13 protein-coding genes are annotated in these 13,770 nt (G+C 62.5%); 9 read left to right on the forward strand and 4 right to left on the reverse strand.

Annotated elements, in window-relative coordinates; all coding sequences use genetic code 11:
- The 6 genes from AC14A7_RS01585 to AC14A7_RS01610 form a co-directional block, all read left to right on the forward strand.
- The coding region (locus AC14A7_RS01585; RefSeq protein ID WP_484006129.1) for a sterol carrier protein domain-containing protein at positions 1–263 on the forward strand (263 nt) is incomplete at its 5' end.
- 90 nt (positions 264–353) lie between these two features.
- Complete coding sequence (locus AC14A7_RS01590; protein WP_484006130.1) at positions 354–680, forward strand: hypothetical protein; 327 nt, start codon at positions 354–356, stop codon at positions 678–680.
- Positions 681–889: 209 nt separating this feature from the next.
- Positions 890–1,138 (forward strand): type II toxin-antitoxin system Phd/YefM family antitoxin, encoded by a 249-nt coding sequence (locus AC14A7_RS01595; RefSeq protein WP_484006131.1) that lies wholly within the window; start codon positions 890–892, stop codon positions 1,136–1,138.
- Positions 1,135–1,398 (forward strand): type II toxin-antitoxin system RelE family toxin, encoded by a 264-nt coding sequence (locus tag AC14A7_RS01600; RefSeq protein WP_484006132.1) that lies wholly within the window; start codon positions 1,135–1,137, stop codon positions 1,396–1,398. Before AC14A7_RS01595 ends, AC14A7_RS01600 begins: the two co-directional genes overlap by 4 nt.
- Positions 1,399–1,497: 99 nt before the next feature.
- Positions 1,498–2,697 carry an exonuclease domain-containing protein gene (locus tag AC14A7_RS01605; protein ID WP_484006133.1) on the forward strand — a complete coding sequence of 400 codons (1,200 nt, stop codon included), beginning with the start codon at positions 1,498–1,500 and terminating at the stop codon, positions 2,695–2,697.
- A 125-nt stretch (positions 2,698–2,822) separates the two neighbouring features.
- A complete protein-coding gene (locus AC14A7_RS01610; protein WP_484006134.1) occupies positions 2,823–3,461 on the forward strand; it encodes a nuclease-related domain-containing protein in 639 nt (212 codons plus the stop codon).
- 318 nt (positions 3,462–3,779) lie between these two features.
- On the opposite strand, the gene AC14A7_RS01615 is transcribed toward AC14A7_RS01610, so the two are convergent.
- From AC14A7_RS01615 to AC14A7_RS01625, 3 genes are all read right to left on the reverse strand, one after another.
- Positions 3,780–4,325, reverse strand: coding sequence for a hypothetical protein (locus tag AC14A7_RS01615; RefSeq protein WP_484006135.1), 546 nt, complete (start codon positions 4,323–4,325; stop codon positions 3,780–3,782).
- A gap of 18 nt (positions 4,326–4,343) precedes the next feature.
- Positions 4,344–4,928, reverse strand: coding sequence for a hypothetical protein (locus AC14A7_RS01620; RefSeq protein ID WP_484006136.1), 585 nt, complete (start codon positions 4,926–4,928; stop codon positions 4,344–4,346).
- Positions 4,929–5,056: 128 nt separating this feature from the next.
- A complete protein-coding gene (locus AC14A7_RS01625) occupies positions 5,057–5,329 on the reverse strand; it encodes a hypothetical protein (RefSeq protein ID WP_484006137.1) in 273 nt (90 codons plus the stop codon).
- A 166-nt stretch (positions 5,330–5,495) separates the two neighbouring features.
- Between AC14A7_RS01625 and AC14A7_RS01630 the strand changes: the two genes are divergently transcribed.
- Positions 5,496–10,298, forward strand: coding sequence for a DEAD/DEAH box helicase (locus tag AC14A7_RS01630; RefSeq protein WP_484006138.1), 4,803 nt, complete (start codon positions 5,496–5,498; stop codon positions 10,296–10,298).
- Entirely contained in the window at positions 10,240–11,475 is a 1,236-nt protein-coding gene (locus tag AC14A7_RS01635; protein ID WP_484006139.1) for a hypothetical protein, read from the forward strand. The genes AC14A7_RS01630 and AC14A7_RS01635 overlap by 59 nt, the downstream gene beginning before the upstream one ends.
- Here the strand turns inward: AC14A7_RS01635 and AC14A7_RS01640 are convergent, their stop codons facing one another.
- Complete coding sequence (locus tag AC14A7_RS01640; RefSeq protein WP_484006140.1) at positions 11,476–12,084, reverse strand: class I SAM-dependent methyltransferase; 609 nt, start codon at positions 12,082–12,084, stop codon at positions 11,476–11,478.
- 42 nt (positions 12,085–12,126) lie between these two features.
- On the opposite strand from AC14A7_RS01640, the gene hflX reads away from it, so the two are divergent.
- Positions 12,127–13,632 (forward strand): GTPase HflX, encoded by a 1,506-nt coding sequence (hflX, locus tag AC14A7_RS01645; protein ID WP_484006141.1) that lies wholly within the window; start codon positions 12,127–12,129, stop codon positions 13,630–13,632.
- Positions 13,633–13,770: the final 138 nt, after the last annotated feature.

Genomic DNA, 13,770 nt, shown 5'->3' on the forward strand with positions numbered 1-13,770 from the left:
ACCTCACGATCGAGGTGACCGACGACCTCGGCTTCGCGGCGGGCACCTATGCGCTGACGGATGCGGGGGTCGAGCGCGTCGAGTCCGCCACACCCGACCTGACCCTCACCGTCAACGCCCTCAGCGCGATCTACCTCGGCGGAGTGCGGGCGACGACGCTCGCCGCGGCAGGGCACGTGACGGAGCACGCGGTGGGCGCAGCGGCATCCATCGATCTGGCCTTTGCCAGCCCGGTGACCCCGTGGACGTCGGTGTGGTTCTAGAAGAGGTGTGGTTCTAGAAGAGGTGTGGTTCTAGAAGCGGTGTGGTTCTAGCCGCTTGATTTCTGCGCCGGGAGGCGTAGAACGGAGTGCATGAGCAACGACCCGATGCGCATGCGAAACCAGCCGGCCCTTCGCACCTCCAGCGGACTGCGCTGGCTCGTCGTGGGAGCAGCGCTCACGGCGATCGCCCTGGTGATCCTGATGCCGATGACCGAGATGCCGCCGACGGGGGTGGCCGGCGCCGCGATCCTCGCCGACCTCGCCCTGCTCGTCGGCATGCTGGTGGCGCGGCTCGTCGTGCCGCACGGCGTGGTGCGGCTGCGCGTGATGGCGGTGGCCCTCGGCGGCATCGCCCTCGTCTCGCTCGGCGCCGTGCTGATGGTGGCGACGGCGGCGGTGCCGGTGGCGGCGGGTTGAGTGGCGACCGCTTCTGCGGGTTGAGTAGCACGCCGAAGGCGCGCGTATCGAAACCGGGTGGGTGGGTGCACGCTGCCTGCCTCGCGGAGGGCATCCCGCTGCGGGGCCCACTGCTCGCCCACAACCGCGGCGTGCGGTGGATCGCGGCGGAGGATTACTTCCTCGGCCGATAACTTGTACGAAACATCGCCAGAATCGTACAATTGGGCATGGCGACCATGAAGATGAGTGACGCGCGCGACAACCTTCCCGACGCGATCGAGCTGGCTCGCTCCGAGGCGGTCATCCTCGAGCGTTACGGGCGTCCCGCCGCCGTGCTGGTGAGCCCGGAGCGCTACGAGCAGCTCATGAACGCCCTCGACGACGCCGACGACGTGACTGCCTTCGATGAGTCACTCGCCGAGGAGGGCCCGAACATCCCCTGGGACGAGGTCAAGCGCGACCTCGGGTGGACGTGACCCCGTACCGCGTCGAACTCAGACCCGCGGCAGCGCGTGCACTTCGCCGAGTGGATGCCGCGATGCGTCCCCGAATTCAGGGCGCCATCGCGCTCCTAGCGCACGACCCCCGCCCGCCGGGAGCCCGAGCGCTGCAGGGCCGCCCGGGCTTCCGCATCCGGGTCGGCGACTACCGGATCCTGTACACGATCGAGGATGACGTGCTGCTCGTGGTCGTGGTGACGCTGGGGCACCGCAGCGACGTGTACAAATCACATTGAGTCCGCGAACGGTTTGACGCGGAGGGTCGCCCCCGAATGCGGGAGCGCGCCCGACATTCGCTCACGTATAGCCTCGAGCCAACGCGCAGAGGAGCCCGCATGCCCGCAGCTGGATTCGCCGTCATCGACTTTGAGACCACTGGACTCTTCCCCGGAGGCCATGATCGCGTCATCGAGGTCGCCGTTGTGCACCTAGACCCGGACGGCGCGATCACCGGCCAGTGGGAGACCGTGGTCAACCCGGGCCGCGACCTCGGACCGCAACACATTCACCAGATCCGCGCCGCGGACGTGCTCGAGGCTCCCACCTTCGCGGACATTGCTCCGCGCCTAGTCGAGCTGCTGTCCAATCGGGTGATCGTCGCGCACAACGCGAGCTTCGACACTCGTTTCCTCATTGCCGAGCTCGCGCGGTTGTCTTACGAGCCGGAGGCTGTCGCGCTGTGCACCATGCAGTTGGCGCGGCAGTACATACCAGGAGCGGGTCGCTCGCTGCGCGACTGCTGCGACGCCTACGGCATCGAGATCACGGATGCCCACCGTGCCTCCGCCGACGCCCTCGCCACTGCGCACCTACTCGCGGCCTACATGGGCGACTCCGAGAATCTGTCTGGATGGCAAGCCTACATGGAGAAGGCATCCGCCTGGCCATCCCTTGCCCCCACGAACGCGGAGTGGATCCTTCGCGGAGCCACGGCCGCGGCACCAGCCAGCTTCCTTCAGCGCATCTCGATCAAGCTGCCAGAGTTCGCGGGCCCGGCCGAGCATCTCGACTACCTCGCGCTGCTCGACCGCTGCCTGCTCGACCGTCAGCTGTCGGTGCACGAGGGCAATGCGCTCGTCACCCTCGCCGAGCAACTCGGCATCAGCCGCGAGACCTGTGTCGCCCTGCACGCCGAGTACTTCGACCAGCTCACGGCAATTGCCTGGGCGGATGGCGAACTCACGACATCAGAGATGGCCGATCTGGTGTCGGTGGGGGAGGCGCTCGGCATCCCGTCCGCGACCATTGCGAACGCAATGCAACCCCGCGAGGCGACGCCACTAGCCGAGGCGATGTTCGCGCTTCTCGCCGGCGACCTCATCGTGCTGACCGGAGACATGGTGCGCGATCGTGACGACTGGCACCGAGAGCTGGAGTCGCGAGGGTTCGTGCCGTGGTCGGGCGTGACCAAGAAGGTCAAACTCGTAGCTGCGGCCGACCCCGATTCCCTCTCCGGTAAGGCGCGCAAAGCCCGCGACTATGGAATCCCGATCGTCGACGAGCGCGGGCTCGCGGCGCTGCTGGCGGCATTGTGACCGACCTGAGGTCGCGGCCGGCTGGGTACGGCGTCATACGCGAGACGCTCGCGCGCCAGAGCACAGCGAGGCCGCGCACTAACTTCCAACGCATCCTCGGTATCCATCCAGTTCATACGGATGCCATGCCTTGGTACAAGGGCGCGCTGGGCGAACGCCGGGTCGCCAACGAGCTCGCCCGACTCGGCGACGAATGGACCATCCTGCACGCAGTACCGGTGGGCACAGACGAGAGCGACATCGACCACGTAGCCATAGGGCCGGCCGGCGTCTTCACCATCAACACGAAGCACCACTCTGGGGCGAAGATCTGGGTCTCACCGAAGCTGATTATTGTCGCGGGGCAAAAGACCAGCTATCTGCGCAACTCCCGCCATGAAGCGGAACGTGCGACGCGACTCCTTGGCGTTCGTGTGCATCCGGTAATCGCGGTCGTCGGCGCGGACTCGATTGGCGGCCCGGGGATTCCTGACGACGTGTCCGTACTCGCTGCGTCGGAGCTCCGCCGGTGGCTGCATCGCCAAAAGCCAACACTTGACCCTGCAACCTGCTCCGCTGTAGTCGATGCCGCTGTGAAGCCCACGACGTGGCACCGCGATGCTGATCTGACCATCGACATGACGCACCTGCCCGCGTTCGACGCACTGCACGCTCAGGCGGTGGAGTCGGGGCGGGTACGGGTGGCCTGGGCGCTGGCGCTCGCCCTTGGTGCAGGAGTGTTGGCGCTGAACCTATTTCCTCTAGTTCTCGCTAGCTTGTTGTGAATCCGCCGCTCTCCGCCTTTCTTCCGATTGCAGCGAGCCCGATTCGGGTCCACTTGTTCCCGGCCGACTTGCGATCTGAGGTGAGGTGTAAGCAGCCGCACTCACTACAGGGGTAGATCCCTGCTTCACTGCGGCCGTTCTGTGCGAGCGCCCGCAACGCTAACGCGGCATCCGCAGCAGTCGAGTAGCGAATCTTGGGACAACGGGCCATGAGCACTCCATCAGGATTGGTGAATATTCCTGACGTGCTCCGCCACTATCGACGGCCATCGCCTCAGTTCGCGGCTAACATCCCGAACCCTGAGCGCCTCTAAGAGGTTATGCCGCCCCCAGCATCGCGCATGGCCGGATTCTGGTCAAGATTTGGCATACGCCATCGACCGCGCCGCCACATACCGCTCGCGCAGATCCCGCGCCGCGCGCTCCTCGTCCTGCCCGCGCGAGGTAGGCCGCGCGATGCAGCCCGACGACCGTCTTGCCGGTGCCGGCCGCACCGCGGATGCGCGCAGGGCCGTTGAAGGTGCGGCGCACGAGGGCGGCTTGCTCCGGGTGCAGGAACGTCATCCAGTCCTCGATGGGCGCAGCCAGCTCGGCCGCGGTGGGCACGTCGCGCACCTCATCCTCGGTGAGCATCGCGCCATCCTCGAGCAGCGTGTCAACCGGCTCGTCGAGCACGGGCTCCGGCAGCACGAGTGCCGGCTGCTCCTGTTGCGCGCCGACGTAGGCGGGAAAGTGCGTCATCGCGACCATGAGCACCTGCTCGACCTGGCTGGCCGTCAGGCGACGCCCCCGCGAGGCAAGATGCTTGTGGATGTCGTCAGCCCCGACCACCTCGATCGGCGAGCATCCGTTTCCCGCGCGCACCGATTGCCGTGGCCGCAGTTACTTGGCGACGATGATGATGTTGGCGCCGTCGTCTGGGTGGTAGCTCCAGGAGGCGCTGTACCCGTCCCACTCGCCTTCTTGGCGCCCGTCGAGGCTGCGTGTAGCTGCGACGCGCTCGGTTATGTGTTTAGGAGTATCCAGCTGGGTGAACACGCAGTCCATGGCGAGGGAAGAGATCCCGAGTGGGTCGTCGTCCTGTGGCTTCGTGTTCACGATCAAGGTCGAACCGGCGTCTTCAACGCTGACAACACCGTCAAAGTACTCGGCAAAGGCCTCACCGTCGTAGCCTTCGGCGTTCGCTTCATCCTCTCCAGGCGAAGTGGGTTCAGGGGACGCGCTCGAGGCGAGCTCGTCCAGGAAGACTTGCCACGGCTTCGACCCCGAGCATGCCTCGCCAGCTCGTTCAATCTGCGAAGGCTGAGCCACGGCGAACACAATCGCTGCGACGCCGAGGAGAAGCACTGCGCCCGCCGCAACGGTGAGAGTCTTCCGGCTCGGAGGCCACTGTTTGACAGGCTTCGCCTCAATTGCCGTTGAAAGGTCGACGTCGTCCGCGGGCCCAAGAGAGTCTGATTCAATCAATGTTTCCTCCATTCAATGCTCGGCTGAGGCGTTTACCCCGCGGAGGTGAGCCTAGCGACCATCTTCGACAAATCGTCACACCCCAAAAGGGGCTGTTCCGCGTAGTAATTGGGCGCGTGACTCAGCAGCTAGGGGAACGGCGTAAACACTAGACGACGCCAGATTCGTGTCACACCAAGTGGAAAGAAATCAGGATCGTCAGAAACGTCGACGACCTGCTCCTTCCCCATCGGCAGTTCAGTAGTGCCAGGCTCGTCAAAATCTCCGTTGGCGCGCCAGGCGTCGATTGCCTCTTGCGGTGCATCCCAACCGTGGTCCTGTACTTCTCGGCGTTCGACGAGGACGTGAGCACCAGTTGAATCCAGGTAGCCCTCTTCGTACCGACACAGCCAGCTAGTCATGTACCCACGTTGTCGTGTGCAGAACGATTGGAGGTCAATATGGCGGCTTCGGTGGAAAGACGCCCTGTCACCCGAGGTGGGGGCGAGTGAAGCCGCGTGGCCCAGCCACCGCGACCCGGTCCACCGGTAGCCTCATGGAACAGCCGTTCTACACCCGAGGACACCAATGACGAGCATCCACGACATCCTTGCCGAGCTGCGCTCAGTCGCCTATGACGAGCGCGACAAGGGTGACCGTTTCGAGCGTCTCATGCAGGCGTACCTCACGGTGGAGCCTCAGTACGCGCAGCTTTACGACGCGGTCTGGATGTGGACTGACTACCCGCAGCGCGGCACCCGCAAAGACACGGGCATCGACTTGGTTGCACGGACTCGTGACACAGGGGAACTGACCGCCATCCAGTGCAAGTTCTTTGACCCATCGACAACCGTGACGAAGCCGATGCTGGACTCGTTTCTCGCAGCATCGAGCACAAGCTTTGACGGCAAGCCTGAGTTCTCTGCTCGATTGGTCATCTCAACCAGTGACAAGTGGGGCAGCAACGCAGAGGAAGTGGTTGAAAGCCAGAGCCCACCGGTGCAGCGTCTTCGAGTCCAGGACCTAGACGAATCGTCGATCGACTGGGGCGTGTACTCGCTCGCGAAGCCGAGCGAACTGACCAGGAAGGCCGCAAAGCAGCCGTTCCCGCATCAAGAACTGGCCATCGCCAAGGTCGTCGCCGGCTTCGAGACCGCCGACCGCGGGAAACTGATCATGGCCTGCGGCACCGGCAAGACGTTCACGAGTCTCAAGCTCGTTGAACAGGTCGTGCCGCGCGGTGGAACAGTGCTGTTCCTCGTGCCGTCAATCTCACTTCTCTCGCAGACGCTGAAGGAGTGGACTATCGAGTCCGCCGTTCCGCTGCGCTCTTTTGCGGTGTGCTCGGACGTGAGCGTTGGCAAGCGCAAGTCGGACGAAGACATCCCCGTCACGGACCTTGCCTATCCAGCAACTACAAACACCACGAAACTCGTGGAGAAATTTGAACAGATCCCTGACGGTTTCGACGGGATCACGGTCGTCTTTTCGACGTATCAATCAATCGATGTGGTCGCCAAGGCTCAGGGTAAGGGCATCCCTGAGTTCGACCTTATCGTCTGCGATGAAGCACACCGCACGACGGGTGTCACTCTGGCAGGAGAAGAGGCATCCGCGTTCGTGAGGGTGCATAGCCAGGAGTACATCCAGGCCAAGAAGCGCCTCTACATGACCGCCACACCGCGCATCTATGCGGATGCCGCAAAGTCCAAGGCAGACGAAGTCGGAGCCGATGCAATCGATATGGATCGGCTCGAGTGGTACGGCCCAGAGTTTCACCGTCTCGGCTTCGGCGACGCCGTGGCGATGGGTCGCCTCACCGACTACAAGGTGCTCGTGCTCGCAGTGGATGAGTCTTACATCTCTACCCGCTTCCAGCGACTCCTGGCGGACGAGAACAATGAGCTGACCCTAGACGACGCCGCGAAGATCGTTGGCTGCTGGAACGGACTCTCCAAGCGGTCGCTGACACCGGAAGAGTTCGTTCTTGACCCCGAGCCGATGAAGCGAGCAGTCGCGTTCGCGCGCAATATCAGCGAATCCAAGAAGATCGCGAACCTATTCGAGAGGGTCGTCGAGGCCGAGATCGAAGCTATCGACCGAGAGAGCGACGAAAACGCTGGAGACCTCCTCGATGTGGAGGTGCACCACGTCGATGGCACCTACAACGTGCTCGACCGCAACAAGGAACTCGACTGGCTGAAGCAGGACCCAGGCGCGGGCAACGCTCGCATCCTCACCAACGCCAAAGTTCTCTCGGAAGGTGTGGATGTCCCCGCCCTCGACGCCGTCATGTTTCTTAACCCGCGCGACTCGGTCGTCGATGTCGTGCAGTCCGTGGGTCGAGTCATGCGCAAGCTCGAAGGCAAGAAGTACGGCTACGTCATCCTCCCCATTGGCGTGCCCGCCGACCTGGACCCGGCTACCGCGCTCAACGACAACAAGAAATACAAGGTGGTGTGGCAGGTGCTCCAGGCTCTCCGCGCCCACGATGAGCGTTTCGACGCCATGGTCAACAAGATCGACCTCACCAAGTCCACCGAGGGCAAACTCTCCATCATCGGCGTCGGCGGTGGTGGCAAGGACGGTGACAAGAACGAGACCGGCAACACCGCCGTCACCCTCGACTTCCCCGCCCTCGACCAATGGCGTGACGCGATCCTCGCCAAGATCGTTCAGAAGGTCGGCGAGAAGCGTTACTGGGAGAACTGGGCGAAGGATGTCGCGGGGATCGCCTCTGACCACATGACTCGCATCAAGGGTCTGGTCGAGGGATCGGATGCAACGCTCCACGATGAGTTCGCCAGGTTCTTGAAGGGTCTCCAGGACAACCTCAACCCGTTCATTACGGAACGAGACGCCATCGAGATGCTCTCCCAGCACCTCATCACGAAGCCCGTATTCGATGCTCTGTTCGAGGGCTACGCCTTCAGCGACCACAACCCCGTCTCTCAGGTCATGCAGCACATGATCGATGCACTCGAAGAGCAGCATCTCGAGAAGGAGACCGAGAAGCTCGACAAGTTTTACGAGTCCGTGCGTACTCGTGCCTCTGGGATAACGGATGCCGCCGCGAAACAGCAGATCGTGAAGGAGCTGTACGAGAAGTTCTTCCAGACCGCGTTCTCCGGAACCAGCGACCGCCTCGGCATCGTCTACACGCCGAACGAGATTGTGGACTTCATCATCCACTCCGTCGATGACGCATTGAAGGCCGAGTTCGGAGCCAGCCTCTCCGACAAAGGCGTCCACGTACTCGACCCTTTCACTGGCACCGGCACCTTTATTGTCCGCCTGCTCCAATCCGGCCTCATCAAACCCGAGGATCTCGCCTACAAGTACCGGTACGAGTTGCACGCGAACGAGCTCGTTCTGCTCGCCTACTACGTCGCCGCGATCAATATAGAAGAGACCTACCATGACCTCGCAGGAGGCGATTACGTTCCCTTCGAAGGTATCGTGCTCACCGACACGTTCCAGATGAACGAAGCTGACGACGAACTCGACAACCACGGAGTCTTCCCCGAAAACAACGAGCGAGCCGAAGCGCAGAAAGCTCTCGACATCCGCGTGGTCATTGGCAACCCTCCCTATTCCAAGGGCCAGGAGTCCGGCAACGACAACAACCAGAACTTGAAGTACCCGACTCTGGATGCGAAGATCGCCGCGACCTATGCCGCCCGATCCACGGCGCAGAACAAGAACAACTTGTACGACTCGTACATCCGAGCCATCCGCTGGGCGTCAGACCGAGTCGGTGACAGAGGCATCGTGTCCTTCGTCTCCAACGGCGGTTTCATAGACGGAAACACCGCCGACGGCGTCCGTAAGACCTTCGCCGCCGAGTTCAACAGCATTTACGTCTTTAACCTCCGAGGCAACGCTCGCACCGCCGGTGAACAACGCCGTAAGGAGAAGGACAACGTCTTCGGGCAGGGCACTCGCACCACCGCAGCGATCTACTTGCTCATCAAGAACCCCGACGATCCCGCCCTCGGCAAGGTCTTCTACTCCGACATTGGCGACTACCTAACCCGCGAACAGAAACTCGACAGCGTGCGTGAAGCGCGAAGCTACACCGGCATCGACTGGACCGCGATCACCCCCAACCCCGAGGGCGATTGGGTCAACCAGAGACGGGACGACTTCGCCCGCTTTCAGTCTCTCGCGGACGCTGACACTTCCATACTTGCTTTGGCTTCCAACGGTCCCACGACGGCCCGCGACTCATGGGTGTACGCGTCGTCCGAAAGGCGAGTAACCGCGAACGTCCGCCGAATGCTCGGTGCCTATTCCGAGGCGATTGCCGGGCGGCAGGTCGAGGACCCGAAGAAGATAAGTTGGTCGCGCGGCCTCCGAAAGCGTGCCAGCCGCGAGGAGATCATTGAGTTTGACGCGTCCGCAATGCGGATGGCCGCGTACCGACCCTTTTTTCGTCAGCATCTGTACTTCGACTCGCGACTCAATGAGATTCAAAGCAAGATGCGAAGTATTTTCCCCACTCCGGAGTCGAGCAACTGGGTGATCTATCAGGTGGGATCAGGTTCCCAGGTGCCCTTCTCGGTGCTTGCCACTGCTCTCATCCCTGATCTTCACTTCACCGGCGCTGGATCTGCAGGGCAGGTGTTCCCCCGGTACCGTTACGAACCGGTCGGTGCGACAAGAGGTGGGCAAGTTTCCTTCTCGTTCGAAGATGGCGAGGTAATAGACGAGTTTCGCCGTATCGACAATGTCAGCGACGAGACCCTCGCCGACTACCAGAAGTCGTTCGGTGCGGATGTCACGAAGGACGATATCTTCTTCTACCTCTACGGAATTCTGCACAGTCCTGACTATCGAGAGCAGTTCGAAGGGGACCTGAAGAAGATGCTTCCCCGCATCCCGAAGGTCAAGGACTTCCAGGTGTTCAGCGACGCGGGGTGCCGGCTATCCGCGCTTCATCTGAACTACGAGACCATCGAGCCGTACGCGCTCGAGGTGCAACATAGTGTCAACGCCAGCTTCCGTGTTGAGAAGATGAAGTACGCGAAGTCCGGTCGCATTGCCGACAAGTCCACGGTCATCTTCAACAGTGACATCACTGTCTCCGGTATCCCTCAAGAGGCACACGATTACTTGATTGGTTCCCGCTCTGCGATCGACTGGATCATCGATCGCTACCAGGTGAAGACCGATATTGCCTCAGGGATCGTAAGCGACCCCAACGATTGGGCCGAGGAACAGGGTAATCCGCGCTACATCCTCGACCTATTGGGGCGGATCGTCACCGTGAGCCTCGAGACCGTTCGTATCGTGAAGTCGCTGCCGGCGTTGCAACTTGTCGAGGGGCGCTGTGAGAGAGAACGAGTACCTAAGCCACCCGCTATGGGGAGAGCTCGCCGCAGTAAATGAGAATTTCAAGACCTTAGACAATATTGCTGATGCCGAAGCATTGCGGATTATTGACCAGTTTCGCGAGTTGCTGGCCATAACCGATGCCTATCGGGTAGCCGAATGGGCACTGGTGACGGAGTCACAGCTGGGCCAGGTTTCCTCCTCGTGGGCGCAGATCAACAGTCATCTCTCAAGCTACATTTCGAGCAAGCAGGTTTCGTATCTGAGCCAAGCGGCGTCTCGAGCAGATGCGCTTCGAGAGCAGCTCGGCGGCATACCCAGACCTCTCGCACATGGTGCCGCTCAAGCCAACTTGACTCGATCGTTCAATCGATATCGCGAGGAACTCGACGCGAGTCGGGAGCGTATGCTTGCGCGCCTTGATCAAGCGCTTTCGGCAGCTTCCGAGAGGGAGTCACAGCTAGAGCGGCGGCTCGAAGAGTTGTCCGCGATGGTCGAGACGAGTAGAGCGATGGTCGCCACTACGGAGGAGCGCATCTCCCTCAGCGAGACCCGGATGGATGCGTCTCAGACGGCAAACAACGAAGCCTTCCTGGCGTCGCAGAGCGCACGTGAGAAGGACTTCAAAGCATGGCTGGCAAGCGAGGAATCACAATTTTCTTCGCTGGCTGACCCCCATCTTCAGTCGCTGAGAGACGCCGACTCGTCGGCGCAAGATGCACTAGCGGAGATCGCCAAACTTCGAACGAGCACAGTTGAGATGTCCAGCTTGGCGGCTGGGGATATTCTCGCAACGGAGTACGGGACCTACGCCTCGTCGGAGCGTCGCGCCGCCTTTGTGTCCGACGGAATCGGTGCTGCAGCTGCAGCAGCCGGCATACTACTGATCCTTTTTGCGTACGGCGAGGTCAAGGACATAGTGTCGTGGCCACCCGTCGTTTTGAAGTTTGGCCTCACAGCCGCCGCAGGTGGTATGGCAGCCGTAGCATTCAGATTCGGTGGGCAGGCAATTCGACGAGCTACCAGTTTCAAGCGCCAAGAACTTGAGTTGCGAGCCTTGCAACCGTTCTTGATGGACGTCGATGGTGCCGACGCTGCGAAGACTGCGTTCATGCAACGTGCTTTCGGCCACGCTTGGGTCGAGTCTGCTGTCGCACCCGCAGATGCTGAAGTCAACGAAAGCCTCGTGAAGCTTGTAACGGCGCTCGCGCAACATCTACCCAAGGGCGCTTAATCAGCGCCGCCGAGCCCGAAGCACCCGATACCCCTTATTCAACGCAGCCCGCGACACGGTGAGCTCCGAGGCGAACTCCCCATCCATCCACCGCTGCAAACTGTCCGACCCAAGGTTGCGAGCGACCACGAGCCACGCGTCGGTGCCAGGAGAAAGCCGCGGCAACCACAACCGCAGCAGCGCGTGCAGCTCGTCCTTGCCCACACGAATCGGCGGGTTCGACCAGATCGTCATGAATGTGATGTCGGCGGGAACATCAGCAGGCAAAGAAGCGTTGACATTGGTGAGCCCCATAACAGCTGCATTACGACGCACCAGATCCAGCGAACGCTCGTTGACATCCACGGCCCACACGGTAGCGTGGGGGGATTCGGCGGCGAGCGTGAGGGCGATTGGGCCCCAGCCGCACCCAAGGTCGAGAAGATTGCCACCCGGAGGAGGTGCTGGTACCGATGAAAGCAGCACACGTGTCCCCGTGTCGATCCGTTCGGGGCTGAACACGCCATTTGCCGTCTGAAGCTCGACGGCGCGGCCCGCAATGGTCGTGTGGATCGTCCGTAGCTTGAGCTCACTCTCTGGCGATGCCGAGAAATAGTGCTCATTTACCATCCCCAAAACTTACCTAATGCACGAGAACTAGGGTTAACCCAAATGACTGAAGAAGTAGAAACCCCCATGACTGACGCGGATGTCGTCGACCGCGTGCTCGCACGCCAGGCCACGCAGGCCGCCACCTACACGCGGTTCGGCACCGCGCAGGCGCTGCAGAGCGACAACAACTACGACGAGAACCGAGACGGCGACCAGTTCGACCGCGAAGACCGTGAGGCGCTGCGACGCGTCGCCGGGCTCAGCACCGAGCTCGAAGACGTCACAGAGGTCGAGTACCGCCAGTTGCGGCTTGAGAAGGTCGTGCTCATCGGCATCTACACCCAGGGCAACGTCGTCGAGGCAGAGAACTCCATGCGCGAGCTGTTCGCGCTGGCCGAGACCGCGGGAGCGCAGGTGCTCGACGGCCTGCTGCAGAAGCGAGCGCATCCTGACCCGTCGACCTATTTCGGCAAGGGCAAGGCGCAGGAGCTCGCGGCCGTCGTCGCAGCTGCTGGCGCCGACACCGTCGTTGCCGACACCGAGCTCGCTCCCTCCCAGCGACGTGCCCTCGAGGATGTCGTCAAGGTGAAGGTCATCGACCGCACCGCCGTCATCCTCGACATCTTCAGCCAGCACGCGAAGAGCCGCGAGGGCAAGGCGCAGGTCGAGCTCGCGCAGCTCGAGTACCTGCTGCCGCGACTGCGTGGTTGGGGTGAGAGCCTCAGCCGCCAGGGTGGTGGTGCGGGTGGTTCTGGCGCAGGCATGGGCAGTCGTGGCCCCGGTGAGACGAAGATCGAGCTCGATCGCCGCCGCATCAACACGCGCATGGCCAAGCTGCGCAAGCAGATCAAGGGATTCGCGCCGGCTCGCGAGGCGAAGCGGGCCAACCGCAACCGCTTCGAGGTGCCGAGCGTCGCGATCGCCGGCTACACGAACGCCGGCAAGTCGTCGCTGCTCAACCGCATCACGCGGGCCGGAGTGCTCGTCGAGAACGCGCTGTTCGCGACGCTTGATACCAGCGTGCGGAGAAACATCACCGAGGACGGCCGCCCGTACACCCTCACCGACACCGTCGGCTTCGTGCGCAACCTTCCGCACCAGCTGGTCGAGGCCTTCCGCTCCACGCTCGAAGAGGTGGGGGAGTCCGACGTCATCGTGCACGTGGTCGACGGCGCCCACCCTGACCCCGCCGGCCAGATCAAGACGGTGCGGGATGTCATCGGCGAGGTCGAGGCACGTCACCTGCCCGAGATCATCGTCTTCAACAAGGCCGACCTGGTTGATGCCGACCAGCGGCTTCTGCTGCGGGGCCTCGAGCCAAGCGCGATCTTCGTATCGGCCAGAACAGGGGAGGGCCTCGACGAGCTCAACGAGCGCATCGCCCAGCTGCTGCCCGCCCCAGAGGTGGAGGTGACCCTGCTCGTGCCATACGACCGCGGCGAGGTCATCTCGAAGCTGCACCTCTCCGGCCGCGTCAAGTCGACCGAGTACGTCGAGGAGGGCACCCGCGTCACCGCGATGGTGCACCCGCGCAACATGGGCGACGTGGAGCCCTTCCGCGTCTAGCCCTCTCGAGCCCGTAGCTCCAGCTGCGGGCTCGGGGCCCCACTGCTAGGGCGCTAGACGAAACGGTTTCTGGGGCCCCGAAGGCGCCGCGTTCGCTAGGGGCGTTCACCGAGCATCTATCGGGATGTCAGTGCGCGC

The sequence above is a fragment of the Conyzicola sp. genome (assembly GCF_057073975.1).